The sequence below is a fragment of the Sporosarcina sp. FSL K6-1508 genome (assembly GCF_038007465.1).
GTDB classification, from domain to species: domain Bacteria; phylum Bacillota; class Bacilli; order Bacillales_A; family Planococcaceae; genus Sporosarcina; species Sporosarcina psychrophila_B.
The window spans coordinates 2,073,421-2,091,957 of record NZ_JBBOXF010000001.1 but is presented as its reverse complement, the minus strand read 5'-3'; the positions used below and the strand labels follow the sequence as shown (position 1 = coordinate 2,091,957).

General features: G+C 39.3%; 17 protein-coding genes. 3 read left to right on the top strand and 14 right to left on the bottom strand.

Annotated features, from left to right (window positions below; all coding sequences use genetic code 11):
* Positions 1-16 precede the first annotated feature (16 nt).
* The 3 genes from MKZ11_RS10520 to MKZ11_RS10510 all read right to left on the bottom strand — a co-directional run bounded on the left by MKZ11_RS10520 (position 17) and on the right by MKZ11_RS10510 (position 3,902).
* Entirely contained in the window at positions 17-2,203 is a 2,187-nt protein-coding gene (locus MKZ11_RS10520; protein ID WP_340794398.1) for an S-layer homology domain-containing protein, read from the bottom strand.
* A 275-nt stretch (positions 2,204-2,478) separates the two neighbouring features.
* Positions 2,479-3,024, bottom strand: coding sequence for a hypothetical protein (locus MKZ11_RS10515; RefSeq protein ID WP_340794397.1), 546 nt, complete (start codon positions 3,022-3,024; stop codon positions 2,479-2,481).
* 149 nt (positions 3,025-3,173) lie between these two features.
* Positions 3,174-3,902 carry an alpha/beta fold hydrolase gene (locus tag MKZ11_RS10510; RefSeq protein WP_340794396.1) on the bottom strand — a complete coding sequence of 243 codons (729 nt, stop codon included), beginning with the start codon at positions 3,900-3,902 and terminating at the stop codon, positions 3,174-3,176.
* Between the two features lie 698 nt (positions 3,903-4,600).
* Here MKZ11_RS10510 and MKZ11_RS10505 point away from each other — a divergent pair.
* From MKZ11_RS10505 to MKZ11_RS10495, 3 genes are all read left to right on the top strand, one after another.
* Positions 4,601-5,197, top strand: a complete 597-nt coding sequence (locus tag MKZ11_RS10505; protein WP_340794395.1) for a hypothetical protein — start codon at positions 4,601-4,603, stop codon at positions 5,195-5,197.
* 420 nt (positions 5,198-5,617) lie between these two features.
* Positions 5,618-5,950: a DUF485 domain-containing protein gene (locus tag MKZ11_RS10500; protein ID WP_340794394.1), complete on the top strand. Its 333-nt coding sequence runs from the start codon at positions 5,618-5,620 to the stop codon at positions 5,948-5,950.
* 15 nt (positions 5,951-5,965) lie between these two features.
* Positions 5,966-7,516 (top strand): solute symporter family protein, encoded by a 1,551-nt coding sequence (locus tag MKZ11_RS10495; protein WP_445326990.1) that lies wholly within the window; start codon positions 5,966-5,968, stop codon positions 7,514-7,516.
* A 1,349-nt stretch (positions 7,517-8,865) separates the two neighbouring features.
* On the opposite strand, the gene MKZ11_RS10490 is transcribed toward MKZ11_RS10495, so the two are convergent.
* The 11 genes from MKZ11_RS10490 to argC all read right to left on the bottom strand — a co-directional run bounded on the left by MKZ11_RS10490 (position 8,866) and on the right by argC (position 18,441).
* Complete coding sequence (locus MKZ11_RS10490) at positions 8,866-8,997, bottom strand: hypothetical protein (protein ID WP_340794393.1); 132 nt, start codon at positions 8,995-8,997, stop codon at positions 8,866-8,868.
* Complete coding sequence (locus MKZ11_RS10485) at positions 8,990-9,298, bottom strand: hypothetical protein (RefSeq protein WP_340794392.1); 309 nt, start codon at positions 9,296-9,298, stop codon at positions 8,990-8,992. The genes MKZ11_RS10490 and MKZ11_RS10485 overlap by 8 nt, the downstream gene beginning before the upstream one ends.
* Positions 9,299-9,450: 152 nt before the next feature.
* The gene (locus MKZ11_RS10480; protein ID WP_340794391.1) at positions 9,451-9,618 is read right to left on the bottom strand and encodes a hypothetical protein; all 168 of its coding nucleotides are present in this window, start codon (positions 9,616-9,618) and stop codon (positions 9,451-9,453) included.
* A gap of 124 nt (positions 9,619-9,742) precedes the next feature.
* Positions 9,743-11,287: an S-layer homology domain-containing protein gene (locus MKZ11_RS10475; RefSeq protein ID WP_340794390.1), complete on the bottom strand. Its 1,545-nt coding sequence runs from the start codon at positions 11,285-11,287 to the stop codon at positions 9,743-9,745.
* A gap of 173 nt (positions 11,288-11,460) precedes the next feature.
* Positions 11,461-12,414: a stalk domain-containing protein gene (locus MKZ11_RS10470; protein WP_340794389.1), complete on the bottom strand. Its 954-nt coding sequence runs from the start codon at positions 12,412-12,414 to the stop codon at positions 11,461-11,463.
* Between the two features lie 141 nt (positions 12,415-12,555).
* Positions 12,556-12,966 carry a hypothetical protein gene (locus MKZ11_RS10465; RefSeq protein ID WP_340794388.1) on the bottom strand — a complete coding sequence of 137 codons (411 nt, stop codon included), beginning with the start codon at positions 12,964-12,966 and terminating at the stop codon, positions 12,556-12,558.
* A gap of 322 nt (positions 12,967-13,288) precedes the next feature.
* Positions 13,289-13,936 carry a hypothetical protein gene (locus MKZ11_RS10460; protein WP_340794387.1) on the bottom strand — a complete coding sequence of 216 codons (648 nt, stop codon included), beginning with the start codon at positions 13,934-13,936 and terminating at the stop codon, positions 13,289-13,291.
* Positions 13,937-14,271: 335 nt separating this feature from the next.
* Positions 14,272-15,423: an acetylornithine transaminase gene (locus tag MKZ11_RS10455; RefSeq protein ID WP_340794386.1), complete on the bottom strand. Its 1,152-nt coding sequence runs from the start codon at positions 15,421-15,423 to the stop codon at positions 14,272-14,274.
* A complete protein-coding gene (gene argB / locus MKZ11_RS10450) occupies positions 15,420-16,193 on the bottom strand; it encodes an acetylglutamate kinase (protein WP_340794385.1) in 774 nt (257 codons plus the stop codon). Before argB ends, MKZ11_RS10455 begins: the two co-directional genes overlap by 4 nt.
* On the bottom strand, positions 16,162-17,391 hold the full coding sequence (gene argJ / locus MKZ11_RS10445; protein WP_340794384.1) for a bifunctional glutamate N-acetyltransferase/amino-acid acetyltransferase ArgJ: 1,230 nt from the start codon (positions 17,389-17,391) through the stop codon (positions 16,162-16,164). Before argJ ends, argB begins: the two co-directional genes overlap by 32 nt.
* Positions 17,392-17,406: 15 nt before the next feature.
* Positions 17,407-18,441, bottom strand: a complete 1,035-nt coding sequence (gene argC, locus MKZ11_RS10440; protein ID WP_340794383.1) for an N-acetyl-gamma-glutamyl-phosphate reductase — start codon at positions 18,439-18,441, stop codon at positions 17,407-17,409.
* Positions 18,442-18,537 lie beyond the last annotated feature (96 nt).

The window sequence follows — 18,537 nt, the reverse complement described above, 5'->3', positions numbered from 1 at the left end:
TTTAATTAGTGTTTTTTTATAATGCGTCCGTTCGTTCTTCACCCTCTGGAAGATACTTCAATAAGTCGATATCACGTAAACCATTCTTTATTTTGGTTGTGTAGCCAAGCTTTTCATTCGATAAAAATGATGCTTTTGAAGCGATCATTTCTTCTAGCAAAGGCAAATACGTCGGATCAATATCTTTCCAAAGTTTGTACGAATTTAATAAATCCTCTAAAGTCAGATGCTTGTAATCATCGCCTTTATAATCACCCAGTGGAGAAATACGGTACCAAATATCGCCGCTATCACGAAGCCAATCATCTTTTTCCGCTACAATCGCTGTTTGAACAGCTCTAGCAGCATCTAAATATTTCTGATCATGGAACTCATTGTAGGCCATGAGTAAAATGTTCATACCGCCCAACACGTGATTCATAGAAGCATGCGTCGTCACTTCCTGTGCAATTGGGAAGTAATCTGAAATGTAATAGGATTTGTCATTCACAGGGATAACATTTCCTTTACTTTTTTGCGAAACAAGTAAGTCCGCATAATTACGTAGCGGTTCTTTCGCATTTTTGATTCCAAAATCGGCACCACTATTATAGTAGAACAACGCAATTTGCTCATTAAAACGTGTATCAATGAATGGAGCAGTAATGTCGTATAGATCTTTCAAATAGGTGCTTGTGACTTCTGTTTCCCAGTACTCTTTGTCGCCTTTGAAATTCTTCAAATTAACAAAGGAGTTGTAAATTAAGTTCTCAAAATAACGATCTTCTTGCTCATTATATAATACCAGCGCTCGATCTTCTTTTAATAGAAGCAAGTTTCTTCCATAGCCTTGCCCATTATCAGGCATTGGTTCTGTCGTTGTCGCCATTTTATTGAATGCACCACCCGCAGTATACCAATTATTACGTTTTTTATAATACTTGGCTGACTCCTGCATCCAGCTCTCCATATTCTCTTCATTTGCAAACAATTGACCATCCGCATTCATATACCATTGATCTACGATGTCATCGCCTTTTGAATTCAACGTATGAACGGATAGTAGAGTAGAGCCAACTTGGGCATACGATAATGCTTCTTTTTCACCTAGTAATTGACGCATGTAGCTGTAACCCTCATCCTCATACTCCAATGACAATTGCTTCGATAAATATGACTGTCCGACCATCCGCTCTTTCACTGACCCGTCTTGCTTTACAAAACGCAGTAAGCCTGTTGGATAGGACGTTGTGTCACTGCCAAAGACATCTTCTTCATTACGTTTAATCTTGTAGCGGTCATAACGGTTTAACTCAAATGAAGCAACTTCATTTTCTTTTTGAATAACATCAACCGTTACAGCAGATTCAGTAGGATTGTTAATTTTCGAAAACAAGAAGTAATCCCCATTATCAAAAGAACGCACCGTTAGCTCTATTATTGCACCTTGTTCTCCGACATTATATGTGTAAATATTATCTCGTGAAAACGTATTATCAATTCTCGTATGATTCGTGAAAAGGATATCCTCTGCTGATCTTAAGTAAATCGGATGTTCATCAAATGACACCTTCATTAAATGAACAGTAGAGGGAATTCGAATAAAATTAGGCGACAGCTTTAAATTAGTTAACGCATACTTTTTGATGGTTTCAATGTTACCATTTTCTACAAGTCCTTGATGCAGAACCACCGCAAAAGTAGCACGGTCGACCGTTGTTTCTGGATTGAACAGACCATTCTCTGTGCCTGGCATCGTTCCGTATTTGGGAACTATACCAACACTCCCTTTATCCAATGAAGTAAGGCTTGGCCAATCGATTAGTTCACTACCTTGCAAATTGAATGCGCGTATTAATGCCGACTCCATTTGCTGACGTGTTAGAGGTTCATCCATCCCAAGCGAATTGCTTGCCACGTCTTTGATTAAGGATTCATATCCCACTTTTGTAAAAGATTGTGCAGCCTCCCCAACAGTTATTGCTACGTCAGGTCGAAACTGCATATCGCCGTAACCCTTCATGATACCCATTTCTACAAGTTGCATAACTTCATTTTTCGCCCAGTGGCTATTTGGAATATCCGTAAACTTCACGACAGTCGTGATGTCTTCTGACTTAACAGCTTGACCTTCTGCCTCGTTAGCTGCTAATACAATCGTAGCTGACATTGGCAAAGCTACTGTCAATGCTAGAGCGAAAAACAGTGTGCGTATTTTCTTCATCTTTGTTTAAAGCCCTCCTCTAATTCGAGAAATTAATTGATAAAACCCGATTTGATTTAACTCTAATTATAACACTTTTGGATACTATTTGGGGTTTCGTCAACATATTAGGAATTAGATGGATGCTAGTAGTTTAAGTTACTTGTCACAAATGACTATCAATGGACATCAAAAAAGTACTTGGTACTAACACAATTCGAAATTGTGCCAGCCAGGTACTTTTAATTACCTTTCGATTGTGAACACAGATTTTTTGGAAGTTTACTCTAGACTCTTCATTTCCATACAGTCATATACTTCTTACGGTATTTGATATCTTCTTCTGTCTCAATCAAATCCATTGCTAGTTGTTTAATTTCTTCCTCTTTTAATACATCATATAAATTTTTCAAGCCTTGAATCATATCAAATCGAATCAAGGTGTAATGTTTTTCATCCGCACCGTTTTGAAAGCGATCCACTATATGATTAATCACCATTTCCTTTTGTTCCTTTCCAGCTAACCCGACTTTCCATATCGATTGCAAGCTATGACGGGCAGTAACAAATTTTGGATCTCTGGTCACTTCCCATAACGCTGAAAAATCGCCTACTATGCGTTTTTCAGGATCACTTTTCGCAAGACCAGCTAGGAACTGAGCTGCCCTGGATCTTCTGTGATTATCGGTATCTGTCAGCCATCCCTTTAATTGGTCCCAAACTTCATAAGCCCAGTCCACCTCTTCTTTTGTAGCTGCAATAATATTATTATATGCTTCAATTTGAATATCTTTGTCCTTTGCTTCCAGGTTTTCGAAGTAGGATTTGGTTACACTGTCCACTCGCTTCAACTCACTCTCGTTAAAAATTTATTTATGTACGTCCGTTCATCGTACTGATTACTATACAGTTTTCACTCCATTACATCTATTGCACTACCTCATTATTAAACTGCCCGCTACTAAAATCATAAATTCCTGTAAATTTTAAATTAGCGGTCTCTATTTGCAATAGAGTCAAGGAATTTATCCAAAATTGCAGTGTAGATTTCGGGCTGTTCACTATGAACTAAATGAGAGGCAAATGGAACAATTGCTACATGGAACAGCTCATTCATTGCTTGATATTTTAATGCCCCAATTACTTCATGTTTCTTATCTTCTCCTACTATAATTAAAGCCGGGCATTGAATACTTGAAACTTCGCTTGTTTCTTCGAATGGATACCAATCATGCTCTTGGGAGGTTCTGATAAAACTTTGCCAGTCGGATAAATGTATTCCATTGAAATAATTTACGGCGTCTTCATTTTCCAGAATCGCCATTTGCATGCTAGCATCAACACGTTGTAACTCAGCCCAATTAGATGGTTTTTCAGAAGTTACGCCTGATAGCGTCAAACTCTTAACTCTGTCTGGGTATCTCTTTATGAATACCAAGCCCACGAGTGCTCCCAGAGAGGCACCTACGATATGGGCTTTTTTGACTTCTAGATGATTGAGAGTATCAACTAAATCAACTACTGAATTTTCGAAGAAGTGTAGAATATCTATTTGATCCACTTTAGATTTTCCATGGCCCCGTAAGTCTGGCATGATGACTTTGTAATTCTCTTTGAAATGTTCCCTTTGGTATTCGAAATCAGTACTCCCGGTTTGCAAGCCTGTGTGAAGAAATACAATCGGCCCGCCATTTCCTACAATCGTTGTGTGTAAAATCAATTTATTATCCCTCCGTTTTATGTACCAGCGCCTAAAATAATTTAGTTTTTCATCAGAACCTTGTACTTCAGATTAAATTAGTCCTACCTGTACCCAAAATTATTTTTGTAGTTTGAAAATCCACATTAATTTCTCACACAAGTAACTGGCACCGTAGTTAGTTAACTCAAGAACAAAGATAATTTAAGTAAAAAAAGAGTAAGAATTTCGACTAACAGGTTGTCTTGTGAGGAACATAACAAACAAATCAGTATACTTGGCCACACTTGTAAATAGATACTTTTTATTGTTATGAAAGTCTTACTTTAATTCCAGCATACAAAATAGCACCAATTTTAATATATATTTCATATTGTACAACAGCTGTTGTACAGTTAGTTTAGAATATTGTTTTATAAGCGATACATTATACCATTTTAAGATTGTACTATAATTTTCCCTTTCTTTTTAAATCATTAATTAAGAACAAGTCCACACTAACTCGACAATTAGTTATAACTGATAAGGTAATCAGAATAAAGGATATTCTATAGTTAAAGTCAAATAACCGGTGGATACACTTTCCATAAATCATATAATACAGGAACGCGACCTCTCTTCATAACCAAAAAATGGAATAGTTAGAAAAACGAAACTTTTATTGTGTGCTATCCGTATAAAGAGTAGGTAAAAAAAGGAAAAGGGAGGCGAGTGAAATTATGTCTCATAACTCACGTTGGAATCGTATACCTTTCGTCACAAAGAGGATCTCTCGCGGAAAAATAGGGGTTGCCATATCTTTTGTTCTTATGTGCCTCATACTTGGAGGCTGTTCTCAAGATGAACCACATGATAAAAACAAAGAACTTATTCAAGCTTATTTGGAGTATGACTTGAATACTCCAAATAAAGGAGCCATAAAAGCACAAAATGACCTGTGGAAGTGGTTTGAAGAACAGAAGCAGGAGAGCGGACCATTGAGTAAGGAGTATAACGCATATTTAAAGGATAACTATGGACCATATTTTTCTGAAAGTGGTTACGATCAACTTGTTTCGAGAGGTCAAACATTAGTGTTCCACTTAGCGGCTGACAAATACGATTATCAAACAACCGTTAGTAAAATCGATATAGAACAAAGTAAGGATACCCCAACGAATTATTACTTTACCGTTAACATTGATTATATAAAAAATGGCAAAGATAAAATTAATGCGGAAATCACAGGTATAGCGATTCTTCGTCCTGATGGAATAGAGCAAATAACGTACCTTAGAGACAAGAAAATGTTGAGAATGCTTATAATGGGCGAGTAAAAAGGAATTGTAGATAATGAATTACCCATTTAATAGATATTCATAGTTGAAGTAGATAAGTTGTTGTCAAACACTACTCATAACTTTGAATAAAATAACACGAGAAAGGGCGCCCTTTGGGTACGCTTCTTCGTGTTATTTTTTTATACTACTCTATTAATTTTTCAAATTAGGTGGGGATTAATTTTGCTTCTCAAACCTGTAACCGTCTAACCGATATATGAATTTAAACTATTCTGAAAAGTGCTTGTATATCGACAGAATTTTTGGTAATGTAAGTTAATATGTCGCAAAATCCTCATATTTTCCTAGTTTTGGAATAATTCTCAAAAGACAAGAAAATGTTTTTATTTAAAAGGAGGTTAAACACTCTAATGAGCTATCAGTTTTCAATAATTCACTAAAAAAGGGGATGAAATCGTGAGTAAAAGTTCAAAAAAAGGCCAAGTGAAAATGGAATTGGATTATGAAAAAATTATCAACACTCCGGAATTTAAAAGTTTAATAAAGCGGAAAAGAAACTTCTCTACCCCATACATTATTTTCTTTTTTGTTGCCTTTTTTACATTACCCATTCTGACAGGATACACAACCATACTTGAGAACCGAGCCATCGGTTGGATGACTTGGACATGGGTGTATTCATTATTAATGTTCGTAATGGTATGGCTATTAACATCCATCTATATGAATAAAGCGAAAAGCTTCGATAAAGATGTGGAAGAAATTTTGAAAAAAAATGTTTTTAAATAAAGGGGGTAGCTGCATTTGGATAATATCATATCAATATTAATTTTCGTTGCAGTAATTGCACTAACACTTGGAATTACATACTGGGCTGCAAAACAAACAGCAACTGCGAGTGATTTTTACACTGCTGGAGGGTCATTAACCGGTTGGCAAAACGGAATGGCAATCGCTGGGGACTACTTGTCTGCTGCGTCATTCCTTGGAATTGCAGGGGCAATTGCCTTAAGTGGTTTTGATGGTTTCTACTATAGTATAGGTTTTTTAGTAGCTTATCTGGTAGTTTTATTTCTAATCGCTGAGCCCCTTCGTAATCTCGGGAAATTTACTATGGCCGATATGATTGGATCACGTTTCGGAGCAAAAAAAGTCCGAGGCGCGGCGGCATTAAATACAATAACGATTGTTTTATTTTACATGCTTGCCCAGCTTGTAGGTGCTGGGGCACTTATTAAATTACTTCTCGGAATCGACTATTGGGTCGCAGTACTCATCGTAGGTGTCATGATGACAATCTATGTATTATTCGGCGGTATGACTGCAACAAGTTGGGTTCAAATTGTTAAAGCAATCTTGCTTATGGTAGGAACCATTATTATTTCGTTCCTCGTTCTATTAAAGTTTAATTTCAACTTTATTGGTATGTTTGATGCCATGAGGACGGCAACGCCCCATGGTGACGCCTTCTTGCATTCTGGAATAATTTATAAAGATCCGATTGGTCTAATATCCGTTCTAATTGCACTCGTTTTAGGTACAGCTGGATTGCCGCATATCTTAATGCGTTTCTTTACTGTAAAAGATGCAAAAACAGCTAGGTCTTCTGTTATTTACGCGGTTTGGATTATTGGGATATTCTACGTTCTAACCATTTTCCTCGGATTCGGTGCAGCTAAATTTGTTGGCGTGGATGCGATTATTGCTGAAAATGCTGCCGGGAACATGGCCGCCCCAATGCTCGCGGGTGTGTTAGGCGGTTCAGCATTAGAGTCATTTGTTGCAGCTGTTGCATTTGCAACTATTCTTGCAGTTGTTGCCGGACTAGTATTATCAGGTGCATCAGCAATTGCACATGATATTTATGGAGAAATTATAAAAAAAGGAAAAGTAACAGAGAAACAGCAAGTAAATGCTGCAAGATATGCTGCAATTGCTGTTGCGGTTGTCTCTATTATTTTAGCACTCGGTGCGGAAAAATTGAATGTCGCGTTTCTTGTGTCACTCGCATTCTGTATCGCCGCCTCTGCGAATGTCCCTACAATTCTCTTTACGATTTATTGGAAAAAATTCAATACAACAGGCGCAGTCGCTTCAATGTTAACCGGCTTAATTGTCGCACTTGTTCTTGTTGCATTAAGCCCGAGTGTTATTAATCCTATAGAAGGAGCAGCGTTCTTTGTTGGGCAGCCGATTTTCCCGTATGCGAATCCCGCAATTATTTCAGTTCCAGCAGGATTCCTAGCAGCAATTATTGGTACACTCGTTTCATCTAAGAAACATGAAGCCGATGAGGTTTCTTATGCCGAAGTAAGGTTTAAAGCAGAAACAGGTTACAGAGAGCTTGAGCGTTAATTCTTAAGTAGAATCCCTAAAAAGATAGGTCTCCCCCTCCCCTATTATTTTTAGTAGACGAGGGGGATTTTTCATACACATTATGATTAATGAATCTAAAGAAATTCACAGAAAAACTTCTGATCAAACACTATATAGTTGAATTAAAGAATCCCTTTGAATCTGCTGTGGCGCTTAATAATGAGAGAGTTGTAATTCGGGAAGTGGATTGTAGAACGCTTGGCTCTTTCAGGATGCCTTTGCCGCGCCTACGCTAGGGTGTTCATTACCGAGAAAAATGTGATTTTGAAATGTATATGGCGAGATTATAAGGAAATTCCTATTTGATACTACTTATAGTCAAGAAAGATGCACTCCAGGTTGCAGATTTCATCACAGTTAACGAAATGCTCTTTCTCAGATAGACCATTCAGCGAAGGCGCGTCTTCGTGGTAGCCGGAGCGATAAGAGCAAGAAGGGATACAATTCAATCCCTCCCAAGTGCTCTCCTTTCCGGCTTATCGCGGGAGGCATCCACAAAGCGTCGAAGCGGTATTAGTGGGAATTCCAATTCACTCCTCATATATTGGGACATTCGTTGATCACATTCAATCGATTTATTTATGGCATTCCAGGTTGTATGTCTCATCCCTGATAACGAAATGCGCTTTCTCACATAGACCATCCAGCGAAGGCACGACTTCGTGGTAGCCGGAGCGATAAGAGCAAGGAGGGATGCAATTCAATCCCTCCCAAGTGCTCTCCTTTCCGGCTTATCGCGGGGAGCATCCACAAAGCGTCGAAGCGATATTAGCAGAAATTCCAATTCATTCTAATTATTAGGTATTTTTCAGCGACCTTCCAAAAGCCCTTGTAAAACGCATACGTCCTATTCATTTGTTCAACATATATAGTTAAAAAAGTATCCTTTAATTAATTTTCAAAACTAATGGCTGAATACAAGATCAGCTACTATTATATATCGGCAGTTACTTCAAGACACCTATTAAAAATACAGTCTACAATGTATTACACGTTTTGAGTAACGGGAATTCCCCGGCAATTCATACATTGTTGAAATAGCGATCATCGATTATTTAAACCCCTCATGGAAACAGCATGATTTCGAAAAATATACACTCATATTCGAAGCTTAACTATTTGAATGACATCGGATAATCGATGATGCATTAACAATAGCTCATTTGTTTCTTGAACGATTGAAGTGCCTTGAAAACTGGCTGGTTTACTGCAATTGAAACACAGTAAACTTTGGCAGAAAACAGACCTGACCTAATTTCTTTTATACTAATAGGACCCATAGATACTTAATGAGTCCCGTTTGTCTTTCGTATTCTGTTTCTCAGCCTTCAATTTTCTATATCTTCTACTTGTGTCAATTCTTCTAACTTAGTCGTACCGAAAACAAGGAGAAGGAGAAATACAATTAAAATGATTGTGTTGAGAAATTTTTGGGAGTCAAAGTTCGTTGTTTCACCCATGTCCGCTCCCCCTACCTTTATTCACATGTTTCTTTATCCCCTCAAATAATTCATCTATTGTCATATCACCACTTCCTTCTAGAAATTCAGCCATTTCATTCACTTTATCGTCATTCAGTCCTTTGAATGCTCCTAACAGCGTAACGGATATTATAGGCTGATCTCTAAATAATTGGATGGAATCTACTTTCAGTTTGCCAAGTAAAAGAAGAGATGCGGCAACAATTTCAAGATCCTTCCCTTTTAAGAGATCGCCCAGCGTGTATTTCGAATTTGAATTACGATTGGAGTTGTTGTACACGCCTACACACATCCTTTTTCGGGTAGTGATTCGTCCATAGTTACCTTATTGTTTTATCGTATGTGAATAGCGTTATGAGTGTGTTTGAACTTTCTTTGGAATCCACTTTCACTAAGATATAAGAAAAAGCACCCCGGGGGATGCTTTTATCATTACTTTTTCAGAGTGTGTTTTTTGCCCTTACTATCTACAATGACAATTCCATTATCTGTTATCGTCATATCTTTCGCTTGAATAGCCGAAAGTTTCTTCGTTTCCCTATCTTGCAGACTGTAAGCGAACACACCTTTTTTTATTGATATAATACATCGTTGAATCATTGAATTTAATTGACTTGTTATTTTGCGTAACATTTACAACGCCGTATTGTATTTGATTCGACACTGGTGTTCAGTTCGTATAGATTTAACAAAAAATAAAATTCCATCTGATTGAGGTATCACTTTATTTCAAATATCTTCTCGAACCCGCGTAGTTCGCTTTGTATGGGTGCGTGTCAATGGAGATAATTTCTACGCTTTTGCTTGAATTCGGTGCATGAATCATCTTACCATTTCCGATATACATGCTGACATGGAATACCTTGCCCTTGCCTTGATTGTAAGCAAAAAACATCAAATCACCAGGTTGCATGTTTTTTCTGTTAACAGGGGTACCATTGACCGCTTGGACAAATGAATCACGCGGAATCATAATGCCATGATTTTTGTACACGGAGTGGATAAGACCCGAACAGTCGAACCCGAAGCCTGATATCCCTGACCAGACATATGGAAGTCCCAGGAACATCTTAGCGCTATCAACAATATCTTTTTGAGTCGGTTTTGGGATTGCCGCAAAATTTTCAACTACCTTTGCATCTTGTTTGCGTAAATATTTCACGCCGTTAGCAGGTGTTTGAACGTGAAGCCACTCGCCTTTTTCCCCAATGACAGGAAGGATGGTCGTATAACTAATATCCATATATTTGTTTGCTTTTTTCGGTTCATCATAAAGAGTGGCTATATTCGTGTCTACGATCGCTATGTGGCAATCCTTGTAGTCAGTCGTTAGTTCTGTCACATGTGATTTCGGTACCCATCCTGGATAACCCGCTTTATTTCTCGGTGTATATTGATCTATTACAGCGACTTCATGCCAATTACCACTACTTTTTAAAATGACGACTTCCTGTCCGTACAAGGCTTGCGTATCTGTTTTTCCAACGAGCCATAACTTCTGACTGACGGACATGCTTTTCGCCCATTTCCCGATATCGGTTGGACTGGTAATTGAGGGACGGTCCACTACCCGGTTTTTGTTTGGCGATTTCCACAAGTTTGTTACCTGTACATTAACGACAGCTTTCTTTTTACCATCAGACTTATAGCAAACAGGCTTTTGTTTAAATTCCGGGTTTAGGATTCGCGCAAGGAATACCCCGAAATTCACTTTCGTAATAAATGCTGTTGGCTTATATGTATTATTTGGATAGCCTGTTGTGACTTCATTGGCAAAGAGTGTTTTAATCGCTTCTGATGCCCAATACGCTGAGTTGACGTCTTTAAAAACGTGTTTGGACGTTCCCTTCAACTCAAAAGCGCTGACTAGAATCGCTGCCATTTGCCCTCGTGTCAACTTATTATTCGGCATGAACTCGCCGTCTGCATTACCATTGACGATCCCCTCATCCGCTATTGTGGCAATGATGTCATAGCCCTCGTCTTCAGGAGTTACGTCGCTGAAGTTTGGATTAGGACGATTTACTGTTTCCAGTCCCAGTGCCCTAATGATCATGGCGGACGCTTCCAAACGGGTAATCTCTTCCTTCACCCCAAAGTTTTGTTGCGGATTCGCAACAATGATGCCCCGTTCTGCTAAAAAGTCCAATTCAGCTTTCGAAACGTGCTTATCACCAACATCTTTAAATAAAGGAGCTGCAGAAGCGTTGCCAATTGATGTAAACGTAACTAAAAGTGCAATAATAAATGCCAGTATTTTTTTCGCCATATCCATTCTCCATTTCTTCTGAAAGATCATATATTAACAGTACAGTAGAATGAAAAATCTGTATAGTTTTTCTTTATAGATAATGACAAAAAAAGCCTGAAACGTCTGCCTCTTTAAAAGGCAGTCCCATCGTTTCAGGCTCGGTTGCTATATAGCCATGCTTCGCTTGGCGGTTAGTTTTTAATCAAAAGTTCAAGGAAGTCTTCTGAAACGTATGTTTTCATACCTTTCAGTTCAGGTGCAACTTCAAAAGATTGAATGCTTTTATTATAACCATACTTTTTATCGCCACGTGTGATTGTAAATGAACTATTTTCCAGTGTGACGAGTGCGCCATTGACTTTTGGTTGAGAGAGCACATGGTAACCAAGTTGCTCAGCCACTTTACGCAGCGGAATCATCTTTACACCATTTTTCATGTAGTGATCGTTTTTAATGATTTCATCCATTTTTGAGGTGTCCGGTTTTTCAGGTTCAGACGGTGTTTCTGTTTCCGGCAGTTCCTCAGTGACATAATCCAATGCAATGACTTTGGACGGCGATGTTTGAGGTGGAAGGCTTCTTGTTGTTGCATCATAGAAGACGGCCAATTCTTTTCCTTCAAGACCTTTTTCTTTAATTACTTTTCCTTGTTGATTCAAAAGGACTGTCTCTTCACTTAGGTTCAGTTTCAATTTCCCATCCAAACTGAGGTAATCTTTATCAAACTTAGCGATTTTCACTTCTCCGAAAACGTCGTCATTTTTCATAACAACGATTTCAGGGGTAACTTGCGCTGGATAAATTAAAATCATCGGCTTGTTTTTGTCATAATAAGCTTCGACCACTGCGCCTTTTTTTAGGTCTGTTTTTCCAATTGATTTTGTCGTTCCGCTATTGAAGAGTAGAGATTCATCAGTGATGCGTAAAATCATAATCATCTCATCTTTATTTTCAAGCGTTACGAGAATCTCTTTATCCCCTTTTTCAATCTCTTTGATAATGCCTGTGAAATTCACATAATTTGTTGTATCTTCCTCTTTGGCGCTAATAACTTGCGGTTGTTCTTCCTGCGCATGAGCCGTATAGCCACCAACCATGCTTCCAGTTAATAGTGCTGCCAATGCGACTGTACCGAATTTCTTCATACTATCTCCTCACTTTCCGTTACTCAACAGATTAGACGGAGTACGATGGAAGAAGTTACATTTTTTTCGGTGCCAATCCTTAAATTATTTTAAAAACAGCTGTAGAATATCGAGTGTAATCGATGTTCTCAGCTGTTTTGTTTATTTTAATATCTTATTGTAAATTAAACCATCATTTTCTAGTTTAATAATTTTTAAGCGATTATCATTTTTGACAAAGATACTTTTATATTCTTTATGATTCTGTTCGTTTCCAAAGAGAATGATTCGAGTTCCTTGGTTATCAGTTTCTATCATTCCGTGATAAACACCCAAGTCAATAGTGTCAGCTAGCACTTTAAATTCTGGTAGGTCTTTAAGAGCGTCGTTATTTGAATTCGTTATGACTTCTCCAGTATTTGCTTCATTGGATTTGGCTGTCTTTTCAACCACCGCATTATCTTGGGTATTGGAGCTGTCAGGTTTCACTTCAGTTTGACCAACTTTAGTTCCACCATCTGTCTCCGTTTTAGGCGCATCAGCTCCCCCACTGGAACATCCCGCCAAAAGCATGATACAAAAAAAATAGCAATTCCTTTCTTCATAAAAAAACCTTCTTTCATTCCTACTTTACACTTCAAAAAAAGTATACAAACCATTCTAAAATGACCGCCCGGAGTTATCAACTGATTGAACTTCAAGCGTGATAAGTGGTTCCAGTCACTGCCACAAGCTGTCACCCAAACTCTCTTCTAGAGGAGCTTTTATTAATTCCTCTGAGATCATTTTTCCACAGTACGGGCTACTCTTTCATTTTAATTATTTTAAGGATTTTTGAATGGAATGACAGTTGCCTCGCACACGAAATTATTACCTACTCATACTTATACAACGTTCACGAGAGTTGTATAAAACCCAACTCAGTATAGTCACTATAAATCTGATAGCCATCTTTCCAGTGTTCTTTCAGCCAAGTGATACTTTCATACATTTCCTCGCTATGCTGTTTCGCTAGTTTCTCCAACTCGTCCACTTCATCAAATGCAGTTAAGCACCATTTCGTGTCGGGTAACAGATTCAACCACTCAACTTCTTCTTTATCCAAACTTTCAACAGCTGATATTTCCATGATAGGCGGCAGCAAAGTGCTCCACTTATCCCCTAATCCTACCTGCTCCATGAAACTTCTAACTTCCAGTGCAAACGTGTAGGTCCATTCGTAGGAGTCCAAATCAGCCCAATTAGGCACTTGAAGATTATAATAAACAATTTGTTCTTTTTTCATTACCTTATCCAAAAAATTACGTTTTACCGGGCTTTCAACGAAAGTGGCATTTCTGATTGCCTCCACTTTGACAGACGCTTTCATTTGCTCGTCGCTAAAGTTCACTTGCATTTTATGTACTTTTTTAATGTCCGTATCGACTTGCTCTAGTAATGTTTTAAGTGCCTTCTCTTCATCTAACGATAATCCGCTTGTCACCTGTTTTTCACGGAAGTTTCGAATACCCATGTAAAGCCCTTCGCGCTCAATATCAGTCATCTTTTACTCCCCCTCTGTTCTTTGTCAATGAATTCTATTTACCATACATCATTTTCACATGATTAGTTTCAATATTTATCCAAAATGATTCCGATGGTTCAGAAAACCGACTCCAAACTGTATAAAAGACCTATTTTTGATAGAAAATCTGTTTTTCAGCACTTTATAATTGATTCACGAGGTTATATAGTGGTTAGTATCAATTTCCCGGTCAATTTAGTAACTTCTATTAAAAAACAAAAAGATTCGCTAGTTTAAGCGAATCCGTTTGTTTTAACCTTCAGACAGAGGTCGATTGAATAGCGCTTCACTGAACGCCTTAATTCAAATGATTATTAAGTTACTGCCACTTTTTCGGCGAGCAAAACGGTTGCGAGAATATCCACTGCTTGGTCAATTTCTTCATATGTAACCGTCAATGGCGGTAACATACGTATGACATTAGCGCCTGCTTGAACGAGCAACAAGCCTGCTGTTTCTGCCTGTTGGATGAATGACTGAACTTCATCGCGGCATTCTATCCCCAGTAACAGACCTGCCCCGCGAATCGAGTATTGGTCTTTCGACAATGACGCTTGCAACTTTTCGATAAGGTAATTCGATTTGTCTTCAACTTCTAGCAAGAACTTTTTCTTAAATACGATGTCGACAACTGTTTGTGCAACTGCGACTGCTAGTGGATTACCTCCAAATGTCGTACCGTGAGTTCCTGGTCCAAATGACTGAAATAGCTCGCTTGACCCGAGCATGGCACCAATTGGGAAACCTCCGCCCAATCCTTTGGCAAGGGTTATAATATCCGGTTCAAGAACCGTCTGCTCATAAGCATATCGGGTCCCGGTACGGCCAATACCCGTCTGCACTTCATCGATAATAAGTAAGATACCTTTAGATTTACAGAGATCTGTTAGTAATTGTGCAAAGTCAGGGTCAATTTGGTTGACGCCGCCCTCTCCTTGAATCACTTCCAGCATAATTGCAGCTACATCGCCGTCAATCGCAGCTTCCAGTTGCTGTGCGTCATTATATGGAATGATACGGAATGATTCCAGCAACGGTCCGAAGCCTTCGCGAACCTTAACTTGCCCAGTCGCGGACATCGCACCAAACGTCCGTCCATGAAAGGATTGTTCGAATGTAATGATAACGTTTTTCTTTGTATGTTTTCTCGCTAATTTGATAGCTGCTTCGTTTGCTTCAGCTCCGCTGTTGCAAAAAAAGGCATGACTGAAAGGCGTATCTTCCGTTAGTTTCGCAGCTAATAGCTCTTGCTCCGGGCTTTCGAATAAATTTGAAACATGCCATAGTTTTTCACTTTGTCTTTTGACTACTTCAACTAGTGCATGATGCGCATGACCAAGACTGACGACTGCTATTCCACTAGTAAAGTCGAGGTAATCTTTTCCTTTGTCATCCGTTACAATCGTTCCTCGCCCTTTTACGAGGTGGACAGAACGACGTGCGTAATTTTGAAATAGACTAGTCATACGAATACCCCCTTGCTTTTAATTGTAGTTCCCGTCAACTGATCACTGACAATTTGCACCGATGGAATGCCTGCAGTTAAACAATCAAGTGCTGCTTTCACTTTCGGCAACATCCCTCCGTAAATTGCACCAGTTCCAATCCACTGTACAATTTCAGTTGGAGATACTGTTTGTTGCACGCTTCCTTCTATTTGAATGCCTGGTGTGTCCGTGACAAGAAGAAGGCTGTCTGCGTTTATGGCAAGAGCAATCTTACTTGCCACGGTATCTGCATTAATATTGAGAGCGGCTCCATCTGCTGTCGCCCCGATACATGAAATAACCGGCACAAGCCCTGCGTCTAGCATTGTTTCTATCAGCTCAGTACGGACATGCTGTATTTCTCCGACAGAACCGTACAAGTCTTCATCTAACACCGTGCAAGTTAGCAGTTTTCCGTCATATCCACTTAACCCTATCGCATCGATTCCACCATTGTTTAATCGATGGACGAGATCTGGATTCACTTGACCTATTAACGTCGTTTGAACGATTTCGGCCGCTTCCTTTGACGTCACCCGGATACCGTTCACTACGGATGATAGTACTTTGTTTTTAGCGAGTTCTTTATTAATAAAAGGTCCGCCTCCATGAACAAGCACTAGATCATGCTCTGTATCTTGTAATTGTTTGATAGTCACAAAAAAGTCTTCATTCAAGCCTTCAAGCATGCTTCCACCAAGTTTTACCACTATTCGTTTACGAACGATATGTTGCGTTGATTTGGACATAGTCATATGTTAAATCGCACCCCCATGCTACTCCCTGACCGCTTCCTTGATAAAGATCAACAATGATTTTCACTTCGGGCTGTTTCAAATAAACAAGCAGTTCAGCTTCCGAAAATTGGACAGGCTCCCCATTTTCAACAACAATTGTTGGGCCAATCTTAATTTTTATCGCATTCGGATCCAAGGTCGCACCACTATAACCGACAGCGGCTATAATTCTTCCCCAGTTAGCATCACAGCCAAAAATAGCTATTTTTACAAGTGGTGAGCCGACAACTGTTTTAGCAATCCTACGCGCCTCGACATTCGAAATAGCTCCTGTCACTTCGACTTCGATAAGCTTCGTTGCGCCTTCTCCGTCTTTCGCAATCATTTTTGCCAGATCCTGAGAAACTGCCTGCAACGTTTCTATAAATAGTTCCCAGTCAGGATGGGCCGGTGTCAATGAATCATTTCCTGCCATCCCATTCGCCATAATGAGCACCATATCATTTGTTGACGTATCGCCATCCACTGTAATAGCGTTAAATGTCAAATCTGTAACTGTTTTAAGAGCAGCTTGCAGATGAATCGACTCGATATTGGCATCCGTAGTCATAAAGCCAAGCATTGTTGCCATATTGGGGTCGATCATACCAGACCCTTTTGCCGTCCCTGCAATAATAATCTTCTTCCCGTCAATGACGGTACTGTATGCAGTATTTTTCGTTACGGTATCTGTCGTAAGAATCGCCTGGGAAAATAAAATGGAACCTTCCAACTCGGCACTTGGTTCAAGTTTCCGGATACCTTTTACAATGGGTTCCATTTTCATCATTTCGCCAATGATCCCCGTCGATGCGACACCGACAAGATTTGATGAAATACCGAGTTTCTCTGCCGCTGTTTGTTGCATAAGTCGTGCGTCTATCAATCCTTGCTGACCTGTACATGCATTCGCATTTCCCGAATTCACCACGATTGCCTGCATTTTGCCTACTTTCAGCATTGCTTCTTTTGTAACTACCAGTGGAGCAGCCTGTATTGCATTTGTTGTAAATACGCCTGCAACATTTGCTGGTATTTCACTGACAAGCAGTGCCAAATCATTTTTCTTATGTTTAATCCCACAATGGATGCCTGTCGCCTTAAAACCAATCGGGGATACGATGTTATTTCCTGAAATCCGCTTCGGTGCTAATACCGTTGTTCTCGTCATAGTAATCCCCCCAAGTTAAATGAATGCCGGGACATGTGAAAGACCGGTTATTTCCTCAAGACCAAATTGCACGTTCATGTTTTGAATGGCTTGCCCTGCCGCCCCTTTTACCAAGTTGTCAATTACGGAAACGATTGTAGCCCGGTTCGTCCGCGGGTCAACTTTTACAAGAAGATCACAGTAATTCGAGGCATATACTTGATTGGTGCCAAACTTAGCCTTATCTTGCAAAACACGAACAAATGGATGATTGGCGTATGTTTCCTTTAGACACTCAATGAGGTAAGCTTCCGTTACTCCATCCATAACAGGCGCATAACTTGTCGCAAGAATTCCCCTCGTCATAGGAACTAAATGTGTACTAAATGTAATAGGCGGTGTCTCTTTTGCAAATGATGCAAATGCCTGCTCTATTTCCGGAATATGCTGATGTTGATTTAATTTATAGATTGCTGTGTTTTCATTCGTTTCGCTGAAATGCGTCATTTGGCTTGGCTGATTGCCAGCCCCGGACACACCGCTTTTCGCATCAATGACTAACTGGGTCGCGTCGATTGTATTTTCTTTTAGTAATGGCAACAATGCCAAGAGAACTGCTGTCGGGAAGCAACCTGGATTTGCAACTAACTGTGCTTGCCGGATTGCTTCGGCATTCCATTCAGTCAGTCCGTATACACTTTGCTCAATGGCAGAAGCTGGCGCCGGTTCTTTGTTATACCATTGCTCATATTGAGACAAATCTTTTAAACGGAAATCCCCTGACAAATCGATGAGTTTCGGTCCTTTTCCAATTAACGGAGGAAGAAGTGTACTCGCTACCCCAGCAGGTGCACTAGAAAAAACGACATCGAATTCTGCCAAGTTCGCTAGCTCTATTTTCTGAAGAGGCTGATCAACTATATTCATAAGATGCGAATACTTATGCGAAAATACTATTCCTTCTTCGGAAGACGTGAATAGTTCAATTCGTTCGACTTCAGGGTGGTTGTGCAGTAGCCGGATGAGCTCAAGTCCGCCGTATCCTGAAGCGCCAATGATTCCTACTTTCATTCCAATCACCCCTATTTACAAGTTAAGCTTATTATATGTATGCATAATTATAAAGTCAACTGTATTTTTATATATTACCAATATTTCAGTTTTGAA

Coding starts and splice junctions, on each gene's coding strand:
- MKZ11_RS10520 (WP_340794398.1), bottom strand. CDS start 2,203: ATGAAGAAAATACGCACACTGTTTTTCGCTCTAGCATTGACAGTAGCT.
- MKZ11_RS10475 (WP_340794390.1), bottom strand. CDS start 11,287: ATGGCGAAAAAAATACTGGCATTTATTATTGCACTTTTAGTTACGTTT.
- MKZ11_RS10460 (WP_340794387.1), bottom strand. CDS start 13,936: ATGACTGATATTGAGCGCGAAGGGCTTTACATGGGTATTCGAAACTTC.
- MKZ11_RS10465 (WP_340794388.1), bottom strand. CDS start 12,966: ATGCTTTTGGCGGGATGTTCCAGTGGGGGAGCTGATGCGCCTAAAACG.
- argJ (WP_340794384.1), bottom strand. CDS start 17,391: ATGACGAGAACAACGGTATTAGCACCGAAGCGGATTTCAGGAAATAAC.
- MKZ11_RS10455 (WP_340794386.1), bottom strand. CDS start 15,423: ATGACTAGTCTATTTCAAAATTACGCACGTCGTTCTGTCCACCTCGTA.
- MKZ11_RS10480 (WP_340794391.1), bottom strand. CDS start 9,618: ATGATTCAACGATGTATTATATCAATAAAAAAAGGTGTGTTCGCTTAC.
- MKZ11_RS10470 (WP_340794389.1), bottom strand. CDS start 12,414: ATGAAGAAATTCGGTACAGTCGCATTGGCAGCACTATTAACTGGAAGC.
- MKZ11_RS10505 (WP_340794395.1), top strand. CDS start 4,601: ATGTCTCATAACTCACGTTGGAATCGTATACCTTTCGTCACAAAGAGG.
- argB (WP_340794385.1), bottom strand. CDS start 16,193: ATGTCCAAATCAACGCAACATATCGTTCGTAAACGAATAGTGGTAAAA.
- MKZ11_RS10490 (WP_340794393.1), bottom strand. CDS start 8,997: ATGGGTGAAACAACGAACTTTGACTCCCAAAAATTTCTCAACACAATC.
- argC (WP_340794383.1), bottom strand. CDS start 18,441: ATGAAAGTAGGAATCATTGGCGCTTCAGGATACGGCGGACTTGAGCTC.